Origin of the sequence: Vespertiliibacter pulmonis (assembly GCF_013377275.1) — a bacterium.
Classification (GTDB): domain Bacteria; phylum Pseudomonadota; class Gammaproteobacteria; order Enterobacterales; family Pasteurellaceae; genus Vespertiliibacter; species Vespertiliibacter pulmonis.
Window position 1 is genome coordinate 640,274 of record NZ_CP016615.1, and the last position, 22,813, is coordinate 663,086.

The following is a 22,813-nucleotide window of genomic DNA, read 5'->3' on the forward strand; positions in this document are numbered from 1 at the left end:
TAACTAATCACAAATGAAAATTTATTACAAAAATCAGCTCGGATCTGACCGCTTGTTAGATCTCTCTACCCCGAAAATTATGGGAATTTTAAATTTTACGCCTGATTCCTTTTCCGATTCCGGCAAGTTTTTCTCATTAGATAAAGCACTTTACCAAGTTGAAAAAATGCTCAATGAAGGCGCAGATATTATTGATATTGGTGGGGAATCCACCCGACCTAACGCACCGATTGTCTCACTCCAAGAAGAATTAGATCGTGTTGTGCCATTAGTTGAAGCCGTTCATAAACGATTCGATTGTTTAATTTCTGTCGATACCTCTAAAGCAGAAGTGATGAAAGCATCTGCTAACGTAGGGGCAGATATGATTAACGATATTCGAGCGTTACAAGAACCAAAAGCCCTTGATACTGTAGCTTTACTCAATTTACCTGTCTGCCTAATGCATATGCAAGGCACTCCTCAAACAATGCAACAAAATCCTGAATATGAAGATATTGTGGAAGAAGTCAGCAATTTCCTTAACCAACGTATTTTTGCTTGCTTAACGGCGGGTATTCCGCAATCCCATATTATTTTGGATATTGGCTTTGGTTTTGGTAAAACCGTGCAACATAATTATCAGCTTCTCAAACATCTCAATGTATTTGCTGAATCTGGCTATCCTGTTTTAGCTGGACTTTCCCGTAAATCAATGATCGGTGCAATTTTAGATAAACCCGTAGAACAACGTCTTATTGGTAGCGTTACAGGTGCATTGATTGCATTACAAAATGGGGCAAAAATCGTGCGAGTTCACGATGTAGCCGAAACCGCAGATGCCCTGAAAATTTGGCAAGCGACTGTTAATGCAGACTCTCCCAACTCAACTTTCTTTTAGAAAAAATTATATTAAGGAATGAAGAATGGCAACGATCGTATATGGTATCAAAAACTGCGATACCGTTAAAAAATCCATCAAATGGCTTAACGATAATGGATTTACCCCAATACTACACGATTACCGTGTTGATGGGTTAGATCCAGACTGGCTCAACCAAATGGCAGACAAATTCGGTTGGGAAAATTTAGTCAATAAACGTAGCACAACGTGGCGTGGTTTAGATGAAAGCATCAAACAAAATCTGAATAAAGAAACTGCCCTTAAAGTGCTAAATGAACACCCAACGCTCATTAAACGCCCGATCGTTATTCACAATGAAGTGGCTTTACTCGGTTTTGATGCCTCTGAATATCAAGCAAAATTGAAATAATATGAAAAATGATATTATTGCCCTTGCTCAAGCCTTAATTCAACGGAAATCAATTAGCCCTGATGATCAAGGTTGCCAACAACTGATTGCCGAGCAATTACAAGCAGTCGGTTTTACCCTCGAATGGTTACCCTTTGGCGACACGCTGAACTTATGGGCAACTCACGGGCAAGGTGAGCCTTGTATTGCATTCGCAGGACACACCGATGTCGTCCCTGCTGGTGATGAAAACCAATGGAAATATCCACCTTTTGAGGCAAACATTGTTGATAATTTACTATATGGGCGAGGGGCGGCTGATATGAAAGGCTCGCTTTCAGCAATGGTTATTGCTACCACTACATTCATCAAAAATAATCCTAATCACCAAGGCAAAATTGCGTTACTGATTACGTCAGATGAAGAAGCAAGTGCTAAAGACGGCACAGTCAAAGTTGTTGAAACCCTACTCACCCGTAATGAAAAAGTCGATTATTGCATTGTTGGCGAACCCTCTAGCTCTCAACAGCTTGGTGATATTGTTAAAAATGGTCGCCGAGGCTCAATCACTGCAAATCTCTACATTGAAGGTATTCAAGGCCACGTTGCTTATCCTCACTTAGCGGAGAATCCTGTGCATAAATCCTTAGCTTTTTTAGCAGAATTAACCCAATATCAATGGGATAATGGCAACGCATTTTTTCCCCCCACTAGCCTACAAATTGCCAATATCCAAGCAGGTACAGGAAGTAATAATGTCATACCTGGTGAACTCTATGTGCAGTTTAATTTACGTTATTGTACGGAAATTACAGCTGAAATTATCAAAGAAAAAGTAACTGAATTACTAAGAAAACATCAGCTTACTCACCGTATTGAATGGAATTTATCGGGAAAACCTTTTTTAACAGAAAATGGGCGATTAGTTGAAACTGTCGTGCAATCTGTACAGAAAATCACAGGGATTACACCTCATTTAGATACGGGCGGTGGTACATCTGATGCTCGCTTCATTGCTCAAATGGGAACAGAAGTTGTAGAATTTGGCCCGCTAAATCAAACTATTCACAAGATAAATGAGTGTGTCGATATTGACGATCTCACCCAATGTGGCGAAGTATATTACGATGTTCTTGAACAACTTTTCAACCAAACAAGCGGTCAGTTTAATGAATAATTTTGCAATACCACAAATCCTCACGGGCAAATCTCGAGAACATCTTGTTCCCTTGCCGAATGATCTTTCTACTCATCACACGCTACAAGCAGAAACGGTAGAAAATTTTCTAGCCTTACAAAAACAGGCAAAAAAAGCAGGGTTTAATTTACAACCTGCCAGTACTTTTCGGGATTTCGACCGTCAAAAACAGATCTGGAATGCAAAATTTAACGGGCAACGTAAAGTCCACGACGATCACGGCAATCCTATTGATTTAAGCCTTCTTGATAACTGGCAAAAGTGCCAAGCAATTTTACGTTGGTCTGCAATGCCTGGTGCAAGTCGTCATCACTGGGGAACAGAAATTGATATTTTTGACCCCGATTTATTGCCTAAAAATCAATCTTTGCAACTAGAGCCTTGGGAATATCAAACAGGCGGTTATTTCCAACAACTCACTAATTGGTTACTAATCAATGCCGAACAATTTGGATTCTATTTTCCTTTTTTAGAACGGGAAGATAAAGATATCGGACTTGAACCGTGGCATTTAAGCTATTTTCCTATTGCCGATCTCTACGAGCGGTCATTTTCTCCAAACATTTTGCAACAAACGTGGGAAAATGAAGATATTGCAGGGAAAACCACATTACTTGCTCATTTAGACACTATTTTTCAGCACTATATTTTATGACCGCAATCCAACTGATTAACGAAAGCCAAGATCTCGAAAAATTCCGCCTAATTTGCGAAAAATGGAAACTCATTCACACAAATTCAGCAATTTTAGCCCTTGTGCTAACGGACGAACGCTTAGAATTACGCAAATTAGATGAGCCAAAACTAGGGGCAATTTTTGTAAATTTTGTGGACGGCACAATGGCTCATCGGCGTAAATTCGGCGGTGGGCGAGGCGAAGCAGTGGCAAAAGCCGTTGGCATTAAAGGCAATACGCTACCAACCGTTATAGACGCAACCGCAGGGCTTGGACGAGATGCTTTTGTATTAGCCAGTATCGGCTGTAAAGTGAAACTAGTGGAACGCAACCCTGTTGTGGGGGCATTATTAGAAGATGGTTTACAACGAGCCTATCAAAATGCGGAAATTGGGCAATTTATGCAAGAAAGAATGCAACTATTGCCCGCACGATCCATAAATGAACTCAACCCTAGCACTGATTTCGCTGACGTCGTTTATCTCGACCCAATGTATCCCCACAAACAAAAAAGTGCATTAGTAAAAAAAGAAATGCGAGTGTTTCAGCACCTAGTCGGCTCAGATCTCGATGCCGATAATTTCTTCACTCAAGCCAAACAGCTCGCCCACAAACGTGTAGTAGTAAAACGCCCCGATTACGCCCCATTTCTGGCAGAACAAAAACCTGATTTTAGCCAAGAAACCAAAAACCATCGGTTTGATGTGTATCTCTCACATAAGATAAATAATACAATCTAAATATTAAAAAACAGAATAAATAGTAGTTGAGCAATCAGGTTAAATCATTCAACTACTTATTACTTGTTGATATCCCATTATTTCTCTATCTGTGTACTTAACAACGTCTTCAATGACTAGTTTCTGAATAGCACTACCTAAAATGCTCATTAATTCATAGTCAGGAATACCATTTTTGATTGGTAAACTAATATTTAATTGATCAGCATCTTTAGCATAAAAATTACGGGCATAACTAAATTGCCCTGAATTTGATACTTTATGGATTGCTGAAGTTAAAAATAAAACTGCTTCTTTCATTAAATGATCACAATGGACAACAGCAATATGATCATCTGCACCATAAGAATAATTACGATATTTTGCAGATCCAAACATATCAATAGTAATCGTGTTCGCATTAAATACATCTACCTTATTACCAATAAATGCAGATATTCCCGTATCCGTTTCTCCAGCAGTAACAAAAGGTAATAAACCCGATATTCTATCGGCACTTTTTAAACGCTTACCACGAGTTGCCTTACCAAATAACTTTTCTAAATTAAATTTACCCCATTCAATCTCATTCAATCTCGCTATCGCATTCTTTTCTTTTTCATTTAATGTATAGTTTGATAGTCCTGTAACACGTAAATAACCTTGCAGTTCCTGCAATCGTTCCGCTTGCAGTTCAGAAATAAATTCTTCTATAAAGTCAAAATCAATTTCATTATTCTTCACAGGAAGAAAGAATTGTATATTTTTTGCAACTTTCCAATGTCTGGCATATCCTAGATTAGGAATTTCTTTTTTCCAAGAAGATATAATAAAGAATAATTGATTTAAACTTATTTCTTTTAAAGGTTTTAAAACTTTTACATTATCTAAAATTGAAAAACTTGTATCAGCAATATTAAAGCTTCTTGTATGCTCTCCGAAAATTACATAAATCTTACTCTCTTCATTGCAAATATAAGTAGGAGTATCTATATATCCCACTACTCCATTATTATTAGAATCCGATGAATATACTGGAAATTTACCTTCTAAAGGTAATTCAGACTTATTTTTTATCTTATGTCCACTAATTAACTGGAATAAATCATTATAACTAAACTTTGCCCACTCAACTTGTTGTAATTTTTGTGCTAAGTGGGCTTCTACTTTCCCAATGACTCATCTTTATCATTTCGTTTTTTCAAAAGATTAGATACTTCCCAAGCTAAGTAATCACTAACTGTTTTTTTAAAATCATCAAGAGTTGGTTTAGTATCAACTGGAGCAGTTTGATTCCAATCTGCCCCATTGTCTGGGTCAATCGTATTTTCATAATATTCTTTTTCAGTAAAAATATTGAGCTGGCTTCTACCAAAACGCACCAAATCTACTATTTCTTGATAACGTTCCCTAGCTCTGTCAGTATCTTTCAAATTATTACTTGCCTTTTTACGATTAGTACGAGTATAACCATCATTAGTAAAATCAATAAATTTTACCATTTCATCTTTATGGTGTTTTTCACCCACTTTAAAAACATAAATATTCGTCTGTACACTAGATTTCCCAATAAATAAATCAATTGGCATTTTGATACTTGCTAAAAGCGTATGTTTTTTCAAAATATTCCGATTAATTTCTTTAGCTTTTCCACTTCCTGCTGAATTTTGAATAATAATAGCCGCATAACCTTTATTCATCATATTAAGTGCGACTTCTACGAAATTCATTCCATTACCTTCTGCGGAATAAGGCGGATTAAGAATAAAAGCATCTGCAGGGAAATTCTCATTGGTATTTCCAAAGCCATATTTGCCATCAAACTCGGTTAATGAATTTTTATTAATGATATTTGAGCTACCGTCCCCCATCATTATCATATTCAAAATAGCTAACATATACACACTAGCTAACGATTCTATACCTAACAATTGATTTGCTTTAATACTTGCTTCTTTTAGACTAAGCTGTTCAGGAGAATGAATACTCTCTTTTGCATCTTTAAGCATTTCATTCATTGCTGCCACTAATAGCCCAGCTGATCCTGTGGCAAAATCCCAAACATAGCTATCTTTATTTACTCTCGCTAATTTAACTAGTAAGGTGGCAACATAAGAAGGCGTTAATACAACATCATTAAGCTTATCTTGACTAAAACCTAACCAAGAATACATTTCATTGAATAATTTACCCGTAAAATCGGTAGTTAATCCAATTTTGTAATAAATCCCTAAATCATCAACAATCTTAGTAAAAATACGTTTGAGCTGACTTTCTCCATTCTTAGGCTTATTGATATTCTCCATCAAAAGTGTATTAGATAAAGTACGGATAATTAAATCTGTTTTATCTTGTGGTAATTTCTTTTCCTCAAAAAAAGCCTCAATTTTCCTAATAATAATATCGCCGTCTCTATTATTACGTTCTGTACTTGATTTTAACTCCTCTTTTTCTAATGGATTAACTTTACCTGCTACACCAAGTGTTGCAATAATCGCTGAGGCGACCAAATAAACTCGATCATTCTCTCCTAATCCTTTTTCATTTTGATAAATATCATTATTCAGCTTTGTTAGGCTTGCATCAATTTCTTTTTCACGCTTTTCTTTAATTTTCTCCAACTCTTCAGTAGAAAGAGAAAGCTGTTTTACTTTATTGATAAATTTATCAAAATTTTCTTTCGCTAAAAAAGAGAAATCAGTATATTCATCAATTTTTTGTCCAACACCTAAATTAGATTTAGACACATAATAAGTACCGATTTGATAACATATTTCACCTTGCTCATTTTTGCTACCCGTCATACCTATAGCAATAATATCGGTATAACTGGTATGATGTAGTAAAGCATTAGCATAATGTACGGCACCATTTACTGCATAATCTCTAATATTCTTAAAATTTAGAGCATTCTTTGCTGTACGATTATCAACATTCCCTTCAGTATCTAATTTCACTAATTTATCAGCATAGCCTTTGTATTCAATTAAAATAGGGTAATAATCCAAATTTGATGTTTGTAAGAGCAATTTGACATCAGGTCGATTACCACCAATTCCTCCATTCTTCGATGCATAATTTTCTAATGCCTTATCAATTTCTGTATTAAGTGATTCTTGTTCTAATTTATAATCTAATCCATAAGATTTTAACCAACCATTGGCAAGATCTGCGATATTCGGTTCAATACTTTGTTTATTTTTAGCCATATTATCTATCCAAGTAATTTAATTATATTTTGTTAAAATATGTAAATGTTTTAAACACTCACCACCTTAATTCATTTCAATATTATATTAATATCTCGCCCCAATTCGCTGGATATGTTGGTTTGTTGCTATTGTTGCGGCAAGCCAACTGAGAAAAATGCTTAACACAACGATCAATAATATTTCACTGAAATTAAAGCCGTGCAATTCAAATTGTACCGTAAACATATCGGCAACATATCGGACAACCCCCGTAAAATAGCTGATTGTCATTAGGCTAAATAAAATAGCAAGTACACTACCTAAAAAGCCGTAAATCATTCCTTTATAAATAAATGGACGAGAAATAAAATAATTCGTTGCCCCAAGCAGTTGCATTACATCAATCGATATTCTGCTATTGGATACATCAGATCGGACGCTGTTACCAATCACTAAAAAAACAGCAATGAACATCAGTATGGTACAAGTTACCGCAATACGAGCAATAAGCTGGCTTAACGCAGTAAGTTTTTCAATCCAACCATTATCTAAACGCACTTCTTGTACACCTTTAATACGCTGTAAACCATCACGCAATGCCATCATATTTTCAGGTGACGTGAACATTTTTTTAGGCTTCAATACCACCACTGCTGGTAGAGGATTATCATCTAAAATATCTAACGCATCACCAAATCTTGACCAAGAACGAAACTCTTCCAAGCTCTGCTGACGAGAAATATAGTTTAAACTTTCTATTTTATCTGCTTCAAAATGGCGGATTGTTTCAACCAGTGGATTAACATCTCTTTCTGATAAATTTTTATGTAAATATACTGTGAGTTCTGGTTCAGGGTAAAAAGTTGTTACCGCTTGACTCGTATTTTTCCACAATAAATAACTTACCGTAGGGATTGTCAATGAAGTTGCAATCACCAAAATAGTTAGAAATGTTCCAAATTTACGTTGAGATAGATCTTGCCAAACAGAACGTAAAATATAGCGGGTTTGTATTGTCAAATTTCGCATTACTTACTCCTTCAGATGACCTTCTTCCAAGACTAAGCAAGGTTTTGGACGTTGTACAATAATATTTGTATCGTGTGTAGCAACTAACACAGTTGTTCCCGTTTCATTAAATTCCTCAAACAGACGGAAAATTTCAAACGAAAGTTTATCATCTAAATTTCCTGTTGGTTCATCTGCAAGTAGTAATTGAGGACGATGCACAATAGCTCGAGCAATATCAACTCGTTGTTGCTCTCCCCCAGAAAGGTGAAGCGGTAAGAAATTCAATTTATTTTGCAACCCTACTCTCTCTAACGCCAAACGAGCCTCTCGTTCTACAATTTCTTTTGGCTGCCCCATAATAATTAACGGCAACGCGACATTATCTAAAATTGAGCGATCTGTAAGTAAGCTATAATTTTGATGAACCATACCAATTTGACGGCGTAAAAATGGCAATTCGTGTTCTGCAAGCCGTGTTATGTCGTAGCCATTAAACATTACCTGCCCGCCATTTGCACGCTCAATTCCCATAATCAATTTCAGCAATGTCGTTTTACCCGCACCTGAATGCCCTGTAATATACGCCATTTGTCCTTTGGGCAATTCAAAACTAATGCCTTGCAAAGCAGGTCTTCCACCGCCTTTATAGACTTTACTTACATTAGTAAACTTAATCATTTTTCGTCCTCATGAGTAAATAATGCCTCAATAAATTCATCTGCATTAAATGAACGTAAATCTTCGATTTTTTCACCGACCCCAATAAAACGAATAGGAATATTAAATTGATCTGCGATTGCAAAAATCACACCGCCTTTTGCTGTTCCATCTAGTTTAGTTAGCGTAATTCCTGTTAATCCAACCGCTTCATTAAATAATTTTGCTTGGCTGATCGCATTTTGCCCAGTCCCTGCGTCCAACGTCAACATAATTTCGTGTGGGGCTGTTTCATCGTATTTTTTCATTACTCGGACAATTTTTTTCAGCTCGTCCATTAAATTATTTTTATTCTGCAAACGCCCAGCAGTATCTGCAATAAGCACATCAATTCCTTTCGCAGCAGCCGATTGCATTGCATCAAAAATAACAGACGCTGCATCAGACCCTGTTGTTTGGGCAACAACTGGGATCTGATTTCGCTCTCCCCAAACTTGTAGTTGCTCAACGGCAGCTGCACGGAATGTATCCCCCGCTGCCAACATCACCGACTTTCCTTCTGCTTGGAATTTACGAGCCAACTTACCAATAGTTGTCGTTTTACCCACGCCATTTACACCGACCATTAAAATCACATAGGGCTTTTTATCCTCTAACACTAGTGGTTGTGCTACAGGTTTTAACACATCGGCAAGCTCCAATTTTAATTGCTGATACAATAATTCCGCATCTCGTAGCTGTTGTTTAGTGGCGTGTTGAGTTAAATTATTGATAATTTTAGTCGTAGTTGGCATACCCAAATCAGCTACCAAAAGCTGTTCTTCCAATTCTTCAAAGAGCTCATCATCAATTTTTTTACCTTTGAAGAAATTAAGAAATCCTGAGCCAATCTGCTGTTTAGTCTTAATTAAGCCTTTGATTAACCGATTAAAAAATCCCCCTTTACGCTCAGGCTTTTCTTGATAATCGTCCATATATTCAGCTTTTGACTGAACAACATCGGCACTGCTTTCTTTTTCAGCATTTTCTACTGTTTCTTCTACATTTTCTAAAACAGTTTCACTTTTGTCTGTAATATTTTCGTCCAACTCATCGACTTTCTGTTCAGTAAATTGCTCAACGGTTTCTTCGGCTTGCTGAACTTTTCCTACTGTTTCCTCAATAATTGGTTGAACAATCTGTTCAACGTCATTTTCTGCTATTTCTACCTTCTCCAAAACCGTTTCGGCTTTATCTCTAATACTTTCAATCACCGCATCAGCTTTCTGTTCAACATTTTCAGGAAGATGTTCAATAGTTTCTTCAATTTGCTGAGCTTTTTCTACTGCTTGCTCAATAATTGGTTGAACAATCTGTTCAACGTCATTTTCTGCTGTTTCTACCTTCTCCAAAACCGTTTCAGCTTTATCTGTAATGCTTTCACTCACCACATCAGCTTTCTGTTCAACATTTTCAGGAAGATGTTCAATAGTTTCTTCAATTTGCTGAGCTTTTTCTACTGCTTGCTCAATAATTGGTTGAACGATATGTTCACCCTCACTTTTTACTGTTTCTAACTTATCTAGAACTATTTCGGTTTTATCTCTAACTTGCTCATTCAATGCATCAACTTTCTGTTCAGTATTTTCCGTAAGATGTTCAATGATTTCTTCAGCTTGCTGAGCTTTTTCTACCGTTTGCTCAATAATTGGTTGAACAATCTGTTCAACGTCATTTTTTGCTGTTTCAACCTTCTCCAAAACCGTTTCGGCTTTATCTGTAATGCTTTCACTCACCGCATCAGCTTTCTGTTCAATATCAGAAATGCTAGTCTCTATATCGTGATGAGTTTCGTTAGTTTGAGTTTGTGTTGATTGTTCTGATTTTTTCCCGAAACCTAACCACGACCAAAAGCCTTTTTTCTTTTCTTGTGCCATTTTTATTCTCTCTATAAATAAAAAATCCATTTTGGATTAAAATGAACTAAACTGGCATTAGTTTAGCATTTTTTACACCTTATTTTGGCAAAAACGTATGAAAAAAAATCGAAATTCTTACTCTCCACAATCGACGGGAGAAGTGCGGATCATCGCAGGATTATGGCGTGGGCGAAAATTACCTGTTCTGAACGCTGAAGGGCTACGTCCAACGACTGATAGAGTGAAAGAAACTCTGTTTAATTGGTTAATGATGGATATCGCCAATGCTCGCTGTTTAGATTGCTTTGCAGGCAGTGGCTCACTCGGTATTGAAGCACTCTCTCGCCAAGCACAAGCGGTTGTTTTCCTTGAAAAATTTGCGAATGCTGCTCACCAACTGAAAAAGAATTTAACGGCATTAAAAACCACGAAGGGAAGCGTTATTCATACCGATAGCCTGTCATTCTTAGAGCAAAAAAATGTTAATACCCCTTTTGATATTGTGTTTATTGATCCCCCTTTTCATCAGAGACTAGTCCAGCCCGTTTTACATTCACTCACTAAAAATAATTGGCTCGCAGAAAAAGCGTTAATTTATGTTGAGACCGAAAAAAATCACCCTCCCCTTGAACTCCCTATAAACTGGCAGATTGTCAAAGAAAAAAATGCGGGGCAGGTCGTAAGTCGGTTAATTCGTTGTGACTAATCGTTTAATTTTGTGAACAAGATCACATTTAAAAATGATTTAATATAAAATTAAATGTGATCTTGTTCACAATTTTTAGCTAAACATTTTTGTAACTTACGGAAGGAATGCTATTTTGCAGAGCGAAATTATTCCTTCTGAGGTGTGTATGTCTTCAAATTTAAAAATTAGAGTTCAAAGTTTTGGACGCTTCTTATCAAATATGGTAATGCCCAACATTGGTGCATTTATTGCTTGGGGCTTTATTACCGCACTTTTTATTCCAACAGGCTGGTTGCCAAACGAAACCTTAGCCAAACTCGTTGGACCGATGATCACTTATTTACTTCCTCTCTTAATTGGCTACAGCGGTGGACGTTTAGTAGGAGGTGATCGAGGTGCTGTTGTCGGTGCAATAACAACAATGGGAATTATTGTCGGCTCAGAAATTCCAATGTTTCTCGGTGCGATGATCGTCGGTCCATTAGGTGGCTGGGCAATTAAAACCTTCGATAATTGGGTTGAAGGCAAGGTAAAAAGCGGGTTCGAGATGTTAGTCAATAACTTCTCTGCAGGTATCATTGGTATGCTACTTGCTCTTCTTTCTTTTAGTGTTATCGGTAATGTCGTTAGCCAAATTTCTGCACTACTAGCAAGCCTCGTAAATACGCTGGTTGAAACGAATTTATTACCACTGACGTCAATTATCGTAGAACCTGCAAAAATTCTATTTTTAAACAATGCGATTAATCACGGTATTTTCTCGCCATTAGGTATTCAACAATCGACCGAAATCGGTAAATCTGTCTTTTTCTTAATTGAGGCAAATCCAGGCCCTGGATTAGGTATTTTATTAGCCTATATGTTTTTTGGTAAAGGCAGTGCAAAACAAAGCGCAGGCAGTGCTTCTATTATTCACTTCTTCGGGGGAATTCACGAAATTTATTTCCCTTATGTATTAATGAACCCACGTTTAATTATTGCAGTAATTGCAGGAGGAATGACGGGGGTCTTCACTAATACATTACTCGGCGGTGGGTTAATTTCCCCTGCTTCACCAGGATCAATTATTGCCGTTCTTGCTGTAACACCAAGTGGTGCACATTTAGCGGTGATTTTATCGGTTATTTTTTCTTGCGCTGTTACATTTTTAGTGGCAAGCGTGCTATTAAAAGCACAAAAAAATAACGTGTCATTAGAAAAAGCTCAATCACAAATTCATTCAATGAAATCAGCAAGTAAAGCAAGCATTTCAACGAATAACACCATTAGTAAAATCTATGTTGCCTGCGATGCAGGTATGGGATCAAGTGCAATGGGAGCAAGTTTACTGCGTAAAAAAGTCGAAAATGCGGGATTAAATATTGCAGTCCAAAACATCGCAATCAATGATTTACCTCAAGATGCTCAATTAGTCATCACCCATCAAGATTTAACGGCTCGAGCAAATAAACAAGTTCCAGCTGCACAACATCTTTCTCTGAATAACTTTTTAGACGGAGCATTTTACGATAATTTAGTCGCAGACCTAGCTCAACAGCAAGGAAAACAAGCGGTCAGTTCTGAACCCAAATTAGCAATCTCTGCCGAACAAAATTCCCTATCTTTGAATAAGGAACAAGTATTTCTCAATCTTACGGCAAATTCCAAAGAACAAGCTATTCAATTTGCAGGTGAACAATTAGTAAAATTAGGCTTTGCCTCTGAAAACTACATTCCTGCAATGTTTGAACGTGAGAAGCAGGTTTCTACCTATTTAGGCGAAGGCATTGCCGTACCACACGGTACATCTGAGGCGAAAGATCAAGTTATTAAAACAGGTATTGTTTTCTGCCAATATCAAGATGGCGTTCGCTTTACAGATGAAGAAGACGGTATCGCTAAATTAGTCATCGGTATTGCTGCTCGTAACAATGAGCATCTACAAATTTTAAATGCCATTACCAATGCACTTGATGATGAACAAACAATGGAAATCTTAATGACAACAAGCGATCCACAACAAGTGCTAGCTTTATTAACTAAATAAAACTAGATTCGGCACAACTCATTTGTGCCGATTTATCACATTCAGTTTTTGTAGGAACAACAAATGAACGTATTACATTTTGGCGCAGGCAATATTGGACGGGGCTTTATTGGGAAATTATTATCTGATTCAAACGCCCATGTTACCTTTGCTGATATTAACCAAATACAAATTGATCAAATCAATCAAAATAAGCAGTATGGAGTCAAAATCGTTGGCGATGAAACTCAGCTAGAGATAGTGAAAAATATTGATGCTATTCATTCACAAGACGAAACAGCCGTGATCGATAAAATTAAAAATGTTGATCTCATCACCACTGCGGTGGGCCCAAATGTTTTGACTATTCTCGCTCCATTGATTGCCAAAGGATTAGTGGCCCGAGTAAATTCAAGTAATGAGAAGCCACTGAACATTATTGCCTGTGAAAATATGGTACAAGGCACGTCCTTTCTAAAAGCAAAAATTGCCGAACATCTAACCGCTTGTGAGCAACAAAAAATTGAGCAATTTGTTGGCTTTGTTGATTCTGCGGTTGATCGTATCGTGCCGCCTGTACAGCCAAACCCAAATGACCCGCTGGAAGTTACCGTAGAAGAATTCAGTGAGTGGATTGTGGATAAAACACAATTTAAAGGCGATATTCCTTCCATTCAAGGAATGGAACTGACCGATAATTTAATGGCGTTTGTCGAACGCAAGCTCTTTACACTCAATACAGGGCATTTAATTTCTGCCTACCTAGGTAAACAAGCTGGGGTAAAATGGATCAAAGACGCCATTGCAATAGATAAAATAAAACAAGCGGTCAAAGCAACAATGGAAGAAAGCGGTGCAGTACTCATTCAACGCTATGGCTTTGATCCTAAAGCACATTCCGCTTATATTGAGAAAATTCTCAAACGATTTGCTAATCCTTATTTAAATGATGATGTAAATCGAGTTGGTCGTGAACCCATTCGTAAACTCAACCCAAACGACCGTTTAATTAAACCGCTTTTAGGAACACTAGAGTACCATTTACCTCATCAACATTTAATTGACGGTGTAGTAATGGCTTTGCAATATCGCAATGAAGATGATCCACAAGCGGTTGAATTAGCGCAATTTATTGCGGATTATGGGGTTGAAAAAGCAATCACTCACTATACTAAATTGAGTGATAAAAAAATCATTGAGCAAATTGTTAATCATTATCAATAATGCACCCATACGATGATTTTATTGAGAAATTAAGCGAGAAAACTAGCCTAAATAGCTTTCTCGCTCTTTCTCTTGAAAAATTAAATCAGCAAGTAGAGCAACTTATTCAACGTGTTTTTCGTAAAACGGATTTTGCCCTTGCTTCTGTCGTTAATTCATTATTTGAACATCAAGGTCCGCTCTCTGACTTTACCGTTCAATTAAAATTACTACTTGGGCTAGGCGTTATTTCAGATCAAATTTATGAAGATATAAATAGACTCTATGAAACACAACTTACGCTAACACATTGTTCTGATGAATTGGCTTTCAGTAATACGGTAGCCCTTGAGCTCAGTAAACAACTTCATTACGTTGATTACTCAACACTTAACACTTTATTTAAGCAATTGCCTACACTTTCGTCTGATTCAATGCTATTTCAAATCCAACAACATCGTCTTGAAAAAGCGGTTCGTTCAAGTTTCATTTTAGCGTTAACCAATATTCTAGAACAGCTAGACGTTGAAAGCCCGTTATAAGAAATAACATCATCAGATTAAACCTACTCATAAATTTTTCAATAATTGAAGTAAGTTTCCTTATATAATCACTAAAACGAAGTATTATTTCAAAATAGACCTCAGGAGATTCCCAATGCGTTTAGTTCCTTTAGACAATGCCGATCAAGTCAGCCAATGGTCAGCTCGTTATATTGTTAATAAAATCAATCAATTTAAACCTACCGCTGAAAAACCATTTGTGCTTGGATTACCCACAGGTGGAACACCTTTATCAACCTATAAAACCTTAATTAAATACTATCAAGCAGGGGAAATTAGCTTTAAACACGTTGTTACATTTAATATGGACGAATATGTCGGGCTACCACCGCACCACCCTGAAAGTTATCATCATTTTATGTATGAAAACTTTTTTAACCATATTGATATCCAACCGCAAAATATCCATTTACTCAACGGAATGGCAAACGATCTTGCGATGGAATGTGAACGTTATGAGGCTAAAATCAAATCTTACGGCAAAATTCATCTATTTATGGGGGGCGTTGGCGTTGATGGGCATATTGCTTTCAATGAACCCGCTTCATCGCTCAGTTCAAGAACTCGCCTAAAAACATTAACGGAAGATACTCGCATTGCCAATTCACGCTTTTTCAATAATGATCTCAATCAAGTACCTCAATCTGCACTGACTGTCGGCGTTGGTACAATACTTGATGCGGAAGAAGTGCTTATTTTAGTTACAGGGCATAATAAAGCCTTGGCTCTGCAAGCCTGTGTTGAAGACCCAATCAATCATCTATGGACAATCAGTGCGATGCAACTACATCAACGGGCGATTATCGTTTGTGATGAACCAGCAACTCAAGAATTAAAAGTAAAAACCGTCAAATATTTCAAACAATTAGAACGAAATATTATTGCCTAATCTTTTATGAAAGGAACAAAAATGAACCATTATGCCTTGACAAATGGTGTGGTTTACACTGGTAAGACCGTGCTATATCAACACGCTGTCATCATTAAAAATGATAAAATTGATGCGATTATTCCACAAGAACAACTGCCAATGAATTTGCAATACATTGATTTAAAAGGAGCAAATCTTTCTGCAGGTTTTATTGATTTACAGCTAAATGGCTGTGGCGGTGTAATGTTTAACGAGGAAACCAGCGTTAAAACCTTAGAAATTATGCAAGCAACTAACTTGAAATCAGGCACAACTAGCTACTTGCCAACCTTTATCACCGATTCAGATGAAGGAATGAAAAAAGCTGTTCAAGTAATGCGAGATTATCTTAAAACCTATAAAAATCAAGCGCTTGGCTTGCACCTTGAAGGGCCTTATCTCAGCGTTGAGAAAAAAGGCGTGCATAGAGCTGAATACATTCGCTCTGCAAGCGGTGAGATGATCGATTTTCTTTGCCAAAACGGGGAGGTAATCACAAAGCTCACGCTAGCTGCAGAAAATCCAACGGCTGATTATCTCACTAAGTTTATAGAGGCTGGTATTCTTGTGTCTATCGGCCATTCCAATGCGACTTACGCTCAAGCAAAAGAACGGATTGAACAAGGTATTCAATTTGCCACACATCTACACAATGCAATGTCGCCAATTAGCTCTGGTCGTGAAGGTGGCGTTGTTGGTGCTGTGCTTGATAGTAATATTTATACGGGCATTATTGTTGATGGATTACACGTTGATTGGAGCAATGTCCGCCTTGCTAAAAAAATCAAAGGCGATAAATTGATCATTGTTACCGATGCCGTTGCTGCCGCAGGGGCAGATATTGATCACTTTATGTTTGTCGGTAAAAAAATCTATGTCAAAGATGGAAAATGCCTTGATGAATTTGGACATCTCGGCGGAGCCGCAATCACAATGATTGAATCTATTCGTAATGTAGTACAATTTGCACAAATTTCACTCGAAGAAGCAATTAGAATGTGTACACTTTATCCTGCTCGAGCCATTTCTGTTGATGATAAACTCGGATCGATTGAAATTGGGAAAATTGCGAATCTTGCAGTATTTGATCAGCAATTTAATGTTATTGGTACTGCTGTTAACGGTATCTGGCAATTAAATTAACTTATCATATAAGCCAATAAAACTGATTTATTAGACATAACAAGCGGCTATTTCTCCGCTATTTTTTGCAAAATATAAAATTTATGCAAATCTCGCTTGCTCTTAAAGTAGTTTTTCCGTAAAATTACTCACCTATTTTATATGAATTTGAGAGTGCCAACGCAGAGCGAAAGGCACGATTTAGCGGAGTAAATATGTACGCAGTTTTCCAAAGTGGCGGCAAACAACACCGAGTAAGCGAAGGCCAAGTAATTCGTTTAGAAAAACTTGAAGTAGCGACAGGTGAAAAAGTTGAGTTTGACTCAGTGTTAATGGTCGTTAACGGTGAAGATGTAAAAATTGGTGCCCCAGTTGTTGCTGGCGGTAAAGTATTAGCGGAAGTAGTTTCACACGGTCGTGGCGATAAAATTAGAATCGTTAAATTCCGTCGTCGTAAACACAGCCGTAAACAACAAGGTCATCGTCAGTGGTTCACAGAAGTGAAAATCACTGGGATTCAAGCATAATTTCAGAGGAGATCAAGTAGATGGCAACTAAAAAAGCTGGTGGTTCAACTCGTAACGGTCGTGATTCTGAAGCTAAACGCCTTGGTGTTAAACGTTTTGGTGGCGAATCTGTTTTAGCAGGTAGCATTATCGTTCGTCAACGTGGTACTAAATTCCACGCTGGTAGCAATGTTGGTATGGGTAAAGATCATACTTTATTCGCAACAGCTGACGGTAAAGTAAAATTTGAAGTTAAAGGCGATAAAAGTCGTAAATATGTAAGCATTATTGCTGAATAATCTTCAAATTCAGAATTAAATGCCCCGCTTATAGCGGGGTTTTTTATACCGAAATCATAGATAAAATATAGGTTATAAAGTGCAACAGCCCCTCATTGGTTTTTTACTCGCCTCCACCGCAGCAATTATGTGGAGCTTATTGCCTATTGCACTTCAGCCCATTTTAACAGTAATGAATACTCAGACTATTGTTTGGCTACGTTTTGTAGTCGCAACAATAGGTATTTTTTTCTTACTATTACTTCAAGGGAAATTACCGAAATTTAAATCACTCACAGTTCAACAGTACAAATTTATGTTACTAGGTATCCTTGGGCTGGGCGCAAATTTTTATCTTTTTAACCTATCATTAAACTATATTACTCCCACGGCAGCCCAAGTATTAAGCCCTCTCACTTCATTTGCAATGTTATTTAGTGGTATTCTTCTTTTTAAAGAACGTTTTGGGCTACACCAGAAAATTGGGTTAGCTCTGCTCCTTATTGGCTTACCGCTATTTTTTAATGATCGTTTTGCTGATTTTACTCAAATGAACAGCTACTCTATTGGTATTTTACTCAGCGTTAATGCTAGTTTTATTTGGGTTTGTTATGGCATCGCACAGAAAATTTTGCTTAAACACTTAAGCTCTCAGCAAATTCTATTGGTTATCTATTTTGGTAGTGCTTTAGTATTCACGCCTATGGCTGATATCTCACAAATAAATAATCTTTCAAATTTTACCCTTGCTTGCTTGATTTTCTGCTGTGTAAACACCATTATTGCTTACGGCTGTTATGCAGAAGCACTTAATCGCTGGGAAATAGCGAAAGTAAGTATGATAATGCCACAGATTACCATTTTAACGTTATTCTTTAGCCAGGTTGCACATTGGCTCGATCCTAAACATTTTCCTGCATCAAATCCTAATTTCATAAGTTATATTGGGGCAATCGCTGTGGTACTTGGTGCATTATCCGCAGCAGCAGGACACAAAATTTTATATCATTATGCAAAAAGCCGTAATGATAACAAAAAGAAATAGAACAATTGGGCAGATACTCTTAAGTATCTATCCACAGACATTGGGATTACCCCGTAATAATTGAATTTAAAGCCTACAAGCGGTCAGATTTAATGAAATATTGCCCCTTGAAGGCTAGGAGAAAAAATGAAATTTATAGATGAAGCACTTATTCGTGTTGAAGCAGGCGATGGTGGAAATGGCTGTGTTAGCTTCCGCCGTGAAAAATTTATCCCCAAAGGTGGACCAGACGGCGGTGATGGCGGTGATGGCGGTGATGTTTATCTTATTGCTGACGAAAATTTAAACACTTTAGTTGATTACCGTTTTGAAAAACGTTTCGCTGCAGGACGTGGGGAAAATGGACACAGTGCAGGTTGTACAGGGCATCGTGGTAAAGATATTATTTTGCGAGTCCCAGTTGGAACTCGTGCCATTGATAACGACACCCAAGAAGTGATCGGTGATTTAACCAAACACGGTATGAAAATGCTCGTCGCAAAAGGGGGCTATCACGGTTTGGGTAATACTCGTTTTAAATCTTCGGTAAATCGAGCTCCTCGTCAAAAAACGAATGGTACGCCTGGAGAGAAGCGAGATCTGTTATTAGAGTTAATGCTATTAGCTGATGTCGGAATGTTAGGCTTACCTAACGCTGGTAAATCTACCTTCATTCGTGCAGTGTCTGCCGCTAAACCAAAAGTTGCGGATTATCCATTTACAACTCTCGTACCTAGTTTAGGCGTTGTGCGAGTAGGCTCTCACCAAAGTTTTGTGGTTGCAGATATTCCCGGGCTAATTGAAGGTGCTGCCGAAGGAGCAGGACTAGGTATTCGTTTCTTAAAACATTTAGAACGTTGCCGAGTACTCATTCACCTTGTAGATATTATGCCTATTGATGGCAGCAACCCTGCACAAAATATTGCTATTATTGAATCAGAATTATATCAATATAACGAAAAACTTGCAGAAAAACCACAATGGTTAGTATTTAATAAAATTGATACGATGGGTGAAGAAGAAGCCCGTAAACGTGCTGATGAAATTTGTGCAGAGATTAACTGGGAAGGCGACTACTACCTTATTTCTGCTGCCACAGGCGAAGGCGTTTCTGCCCTCACTCACGATATTATGACCTTTATTGAAGAAAACCCTATCGTTGAGGAAGAAGAAAAAGCCGTAGAAGAAATAGCTTTCAAGTGGGACGACTACCATCAACAAGCAATGCAAAACCCAATTACCGAAGATGATTGGGACGATCTAGATGACGATGGCTGGACAGAAGAAGATGATGAAGGTGTAGAAGTTATCTACAAACCTTAATTTCTCTTTAACAAGCGGTTCATTACTACAAAATTTTTGCAAACCGAACCGCTTATATTATTCCTTTCAAATATCTACGACATTATCAATAAACCTGTTAAACTCTTAACAGAATAATAACAAATAGGAGTGAAAAATGTTTATTGAAAATAGTTTAATTCAAAATTACCTCGTTATAGGTATCACTGTTCTTGTTCTAGCCTCTTTTATTGCTGGCTATATTGACTCTATTTCTGGCGGTGCTGGGCTAATTTTAATTCCCGCTTTTATTCTAACGGGGCTTCCCCCACAATTAGCCTTAGGTCAAGAAAAATTAGTCAGTACCATTGGCACTATTGCCGCTATCAAAAATTTTCTTAACAATAAATCTATTATCTGGAAAATTGTGCCGTCAGGTATTATCTCAGGGCTAATTGGTGCTTATATTGGGGCAAAAACGATTCTGATCTTACCGACAGAAACTATCGCCTACATTATTGTTTTCTTACTTCCCGTAGGACTACTTGCTGCTTTTTTCAAAGGGAAGATAGACAAACAAAATAATGAGATCAAATCATCTATCATTACGACCTTTCTCACTTGTTTTATTGTTGGATTTTATGATGGCTTCTTTGGACCAGGAACTGGCAGTCTATTCATCATTGCACTCTCACTCTTTAATGGCTTGAGCATATTACAGGCTTCTGCCACTTCAAAAATTTTTAATTTCTCATCGAATATTGGTGCATTTGTTGCTTTCCTGATCGCAGGGCAAATGGCATTTTTGATTGGCATTCCAATGATTATTGCTAGTTTATTGGGAAACCATATCGGCAGTCTTCACGCCATTAAAACCAATGGTGAAATTGTCCGCAAAGTACTTATCATTACGGTGATGTTGATGATGATCACCCTATTATTCCAAGCTATAAAATAACCTAAAAAAATAGGGAGTAATCATTCAGAATTACGCCCTATTTTTACGCTTTATAATGGCATTAAATGTTCATCTAATAAGCGTGCTAATAAAACTTTACCCTTTTTAAACCGATACTCAGCATATTTTGCTTGTCGATAATATTGCGCTTTTTCTTCTGGAAAGAAATATTGCTGGCTTGGAAGTGAGAGTTTCCAATACTCATCAATATAAATGGGCAAATAAATATTCTCTGCACAGCCAGAAAAATCTGTGGGTGGTTGTTTTTCAATACGGCATAAATTCATTATGCCATTGTCTTCTTTTAATAAAATATAAACTCGGCTTTTAGCTAGACCAGAATTTGGTAACTGCTCATTTACCTGATCTAACAACACATAGTTTAAATCCAAATAATTCCTTTGCATTGCACCTGAGTTAGGATCTTTTGACTCAAGTTTTAAGATAATTGATGTGCCATTCTCAAGAATATCTTCATTTTGAATAATCATAAAATTAGCAATACCTAAAGTGCAAAATAACATTGTAACTAGCGTGATCGGCACACGTTTTTTTGCAAGTTTAGGAGCTAATCTTACCGCTTGTTCTATCTGCTTTTCCCGTTTATAAAGCCAAAATGCTAAGACAAGTAATACCATCCCTATCAATAACAGCGTTATTATTCTGCTATTCAAATCGCCAAGAAAAAGTGCAAATACAGCAAGGACAGCAAGCCATAATAAAAGCAAACGAGGAATTACTCGGTAAGGATCTATTCTCCGTAATAAAAGGAATTCCACCATCAGCAATAAGATAAAATTTGCTGCAAATAGCTGAAATAAGTAATTAACCAACTTTGTATCTGGCAAGCTATAAATCAGTGCTAAATTAAACGTAACAAGCCATAACAATATATTTACTACATTTGGCAATACAATTAGCAACGGAAGTTGTAATATTGCCCAAAGTGCAAAGAGCTGCCAAATATCAGCCCCTGTTTGATAAACTTGCTCAAGTAAAATAAACAAACCACCAATAATCACTGCCACTAAAAACTCAGCAATTACTGTTTTTAGTGATAATCGCTCGGTAATCTCACGCCGATAAAGCCATATCGTTAGCCCAATAACAGCAACTAGAAGAATTTGCATTGCATACAATTTTTCAAATTTAGTGAGATATAGCCAATTTGATGCAATTCCTATTATTATTCCACTTGAAAGTAATCCACCCCCCAATAATGTGAATAATCGAATTAAGAACTGATTCCAAGTGATATCTGCTAAATTTTTCATTGCTTCCCCTTTACAGATAAATCGCCCCTGAATTACAAAATTTTAGTAAAAACGACCGCTTGCCATCGCTCGAACAAGGAAAATACCTAATAATGTAGCACATAGTCCACCTAAGGTATGTAAACTAAAAATAGTGAGAACACTCCACCACTTTTCCTGTAATAATTTTTCTGCAATTTCTGCCCATAATGAAGAAAATGTGGTAAAGCTACCTAAAAATCCCGTTACAAACAGTAGTTTTTGGCTATCTTGCAAACTTAGCCCCAATGCTATACCAATCAAAAAACAGCCTGCAACATTAGCAAATAATGTGCCTAATGCCACCGCTTGAAAAGTACTATTCAACCATACCCCTAGCTGCCAACGGAAAACTGCTCCGAATATAGCCCCAATAGACACTAACAAAATATTCATTTTAA

The 22,813-nt window shown here is 37.1% G+C and carries 23 protein-coding genes; 16 read left to right on the top strand and 7 right to left on the bottom strand.

Annotated elements, in window-relative coordinates; genetic code table 11:
- Positions 1 to 13 precede the first annotated feature (13 nt).
- The 5 genes from folP to A6B43_RS03180 are packed head-to-tail and all read left to right on the top strand — an operon-like array spanning position 14 to position 3,846.
- Positions 14 to 880, top strand: coding sequence for a dihydropteroate synthase (gene folP / locus A6B43_RS03160; protein WP_124211543.1), 867 nt, complete (start codon positions 14 to 16; stop codon positions 878 to 880).
- Positions 881 to 905: 25 nt separating this feature from the next.
- Positions 906 to 1,253, top strand: coding sequence for an ArsC family reductase (locus A6B43_RS03165; RefSeq protein WP_124211544.1), 348 nt, complete (start codon positions 906 to 908; stop codon positions 1,251 to 1,253).
- 1 nt (position 1,254) lies between these two features.
- The gene (gene dapE, locus A6B43_RS03170; RefSeq protein ID WP_124211545.1) at positions 1,255 to 2,409 is read left to right on the top strand and encodes a succinyl-diaminopimelate desuccinylase; all 1,155 of its coding nucleotides are present in this window, start codon (positions 1,255 to 1,257) and stop codon (positions 2,407 to 2,409) included.
- Positions 2,402 to 3,085, top strand: coding sequence for a M15 family metallopeptidase (locus A6B43_RS03175; RefSeq protein ID WP_124211546.1), 684 nt, complete (start codon positions 2,402 to 2,404; stop codon positions 3,083 to 3,085). The genes dapE and A6B43_RS03175 overlap by 8 nt, the downstream gene beginning before the upstream one ends.
- Entirely contained in the window at positions 3,082 to 3,846 is a 765-nt protein-coding gene (locus A6B43_RS03180; RefSeq protein ID WP_124211547.1) for a class I SAM-dependent methyltransferase, read from the top strand. The genes A6B43_RS03175 and A6B43_RS03180 overlap by 4 nt, the downstream gene beginning before the upstream one ends.
- Before the next feature lie 48 nt (positions 3,847 to 3,894).
- Here the strand turns inward: A6B43_RS03180 and A6B43_RS03185 are convergent, their stop codons facing one another.
- The 5 genes from A6B43_RS03185 to ftsY all read right to left on the bottom strand — a co-directional run bounded on the left by A6B43_RS03185 (position 3,895) and on the right by ftsY (position 10,600).
- On the bottom strand, positions 3,895 to 5,001 hold the full coding sequence (locus tag A6B43_RS03185) for a restriction endonuclease subunit S (RefSeq protein WP_124211548.1): 1,107 nt from the start codon (positions 4,999 to 5,001) through the stop codon (positions 3,895 to 3,897).
- Positions 4,989 to 7,034, bottom strand: a complete 2,046-nt coding sequence (locus A6B43_RS03190) for an N-6 DNA methylase (RefSeq protein WP_124211549.1) — start codon at positions 7,032 to 7,034, stop codon at positions 4,989 to 4,991. The genes A6B43_RS03185 and A6B43_RS03190 overlap by 13 nt, the downstream gene beginning before the upstream one ends.
- An 87-nt stretch (positions 7,035 to 7,121) precedes the next feature.
- Entirely contained in the window at positions 7,122 to 8,045 is a 924-nt protein-coding gene (gene ftsX, locus A6B43_RS03195; RefSeq protein ID WP_124211550.1) for a permease-like cell division protein FtsX, read from the bottom strand.
- A gap of 3 nt (positions 8,046 to 8,048) precedes the next feature.
- Positions 8,049 to 8,705 (bottom strand): cell division ATP-binding protein FtsE, encoded by a 657-nt coding sequence (ftsE, locus tag A6B43_RS03200; protein WP_124211551.1) that lies wholly within the window; start codon positions 8,703 to 8,705, stop codon positions 8,049 to 8,051.
- The gene (ftsY, locus tag A6B43_RS03205; protein WP_124211552.1) at positions 8,702 to 10,600 is read right to left on the bottom strand and encodes a signal recognition particle-docking protein FtsY; all 1,899 of its coding nucleotides are present in this window, start codon (positions 10,598 to 10,600) and stop codon (positions 8,702 to 8,704) included. Before ftsY ends, ftsE begins: the two co-directional genes overlap by 4 nt.
- Positions 10,601 to 10,697: 97 nt before the next feature.
- Here ftsY and rsmD point away from each other — a divergent pair, with 97 nt between their 5' ends.
- From rsmD to A6B43_RS03260, 11 genes are all read left to right on the top strand, one after another.
- Entirely contained in the window at positions 10,698 to 11,288 is a 591-nt protein-coding gene (rsmD, locus tag A6B43_RS03210) for a 16S rRNA (guanine(966)-N(2))-methyltransferase RsmD (RefSeq protein WP_124211553.1), read from the top strand.
- A gap of 148 nt (positions 11,289 to 11,436) precedes the next feature.
- Entirely contained in the window at positions 11,437 to 13,296 is a 1,860-nt protein-coding gene (locus A6B43_RS03215) for a PTS mannitol transporter subunit IICBA (protein WP_124211554.1), read from the top strand.
- 63 nt (positions 13,297 to 13,359) lie between these two features.
- Positions 13,360 to 14,499 (top strand): mannitol-1-phosphate 5-dehydrogenase, encoded by a 1,140-nt coding sequence (locus A6B43_RS03220; RefSeq protein ID WP_124211555.1) that lies wholly within the window; start codon positions 13,360 to 13,362, stop codon positions 14,497 to 14,499.
- Positions 14,499 to 15,020 (top strand): MltR family transcriptional regulator, encoded by a 522-nt coding sequence (locus A6B43_RS03225; protein WP_124211556.1) that lies wholly within the window; start codon positions 14,499 to 14,501, stop codon positions 15,018 to 15,020. The genes A6B43_RS03220 and A6B43_RS03225 overlap by 1 nt, the downstream gene beginning before the upstream one ends.
- Before the next feature lie 115 nt (positions 15,021 to 15,135).
- A complete protein-coding gene (nagB, locus tag A6B43_RS03230; protein WP_124211557.1) occupies positions 15,136 to 15,930 on the top strand; it encodes a glucosamine-6-phosphate deaminase in 795 nt (264 codons plus the stop codon).
- A 21-nt stretch (positions 15,931 to 15,951) separates the two neighbouring features.
- Positions 15,952 to 17,094 (top strand): N-acetylglucosamine-6-phosphate deacetylase, encoded by a 1,143-nt coding sequence (nagA, locus tag A6B43_RS03235; RefSeq protein WP_124211558.1) that lies wholly within the window; start codon positions 15,952 to 15,954, stop codon positions 17,092 to 17,094.
- A gap of 194 nt (positions 17,095 to 17,288) precedes the next feature.
- Positions 17,289 to 17,600 carry a 50S ribosomal protein L21 gene (gene rplU / locus A6B43_RS03240; protein ID WP_124211559.1) on the top strand — a complete coding sequence of 104 codons (312 nt, stop codon included), beginning with the start codon at positions 17,289 to 17,291 and terminating at the stop codon, positions 17,598 to 17,600.
- A 20-nt stretch (positions 17,601 to 17,620) separates the two neighbouring features.
- Positions 17,621 to 17,878, top strand: coding sequence for a 50S ribosomal protein L27 (gene rpmA / locus A6B43_RS03245; protein WP_124211560.1), 258 nt, complete (start codon positions 17,621 to 17,623; stop codon positions 17,876 to 17,878).
- Between the two features lie 79 nt (positions 17,879 to 17,957).
- Positions 17,958 to 18,902, top strand: coding sequence for a DMT family transporter (locus A6B43_RS03250; RefSeq protein WP_257792858.1), 945 nt, complete (start codon positions 17,958 to 17,960; stop codon positions 18,900 to 18,902).
- Positions 18,903 to 19,028: 126 nt separating this feature from the next.
- Positions 19,029 to 20,204 carry an Obg family GTPase CgtA gene (cgtA, locus tag A6B43_RS03255; protein ID WP_124211561.1) on the top strand — a complete coding sequence of 392 codons (1,176 nt, stop codon included), beginning with the start codon at positions 19,029 to 19,031 and terminating at the stop codon, positions 20,202 to 20,204.
- Positions 20,205 to 20,340: 136 nt separating this feature from the next.
- Positions 20,341 to 21,120, top strand: a complete 780-nt coding sequence (locus tag A6B43_RS03260; protein WP_124211562.1) for a sulfite exporter TauE/SafE family protein — start codon at positions 20,341 to 20,343, stop codon at positions 21,118 to 21,120.
- A 50-nt stretch (positions 21,121 to 21,170) separates the two neighbouring features.
- Here A6B43_RS03260 and A6B43_RS03265 read toward each other — a convergent pair whose 3' ends face one another.
- Positions 21,171 to 22,394, bottom strand: coding sequence for a GDYXXLXY domain-containing protein (locus A6B43_RS03265; RefSeq protein ID WP_124211563.1), 1,224 nt, complete (start codon positions 22,392 to 22,394; stop codon positions 21,171 to 21,173).
- 42 nt (positions 22,395 to 22,436) lie between these two features.
- Positions 22,437 to 22,808 carry a CrcB family protein gene (locus tag A6B43_RS03270; protein WP_124211564.1) on the bottom strand — a complete coding sequence of 124 codons (372 nt, stop codon included), beginning with the start codon at positions 22,806 to 22,808 and terminating at the stop codon, positions 22,437 to 22,439.
- Positions 22,809 to 22,813: the final 5 nt, after the last annotated feature.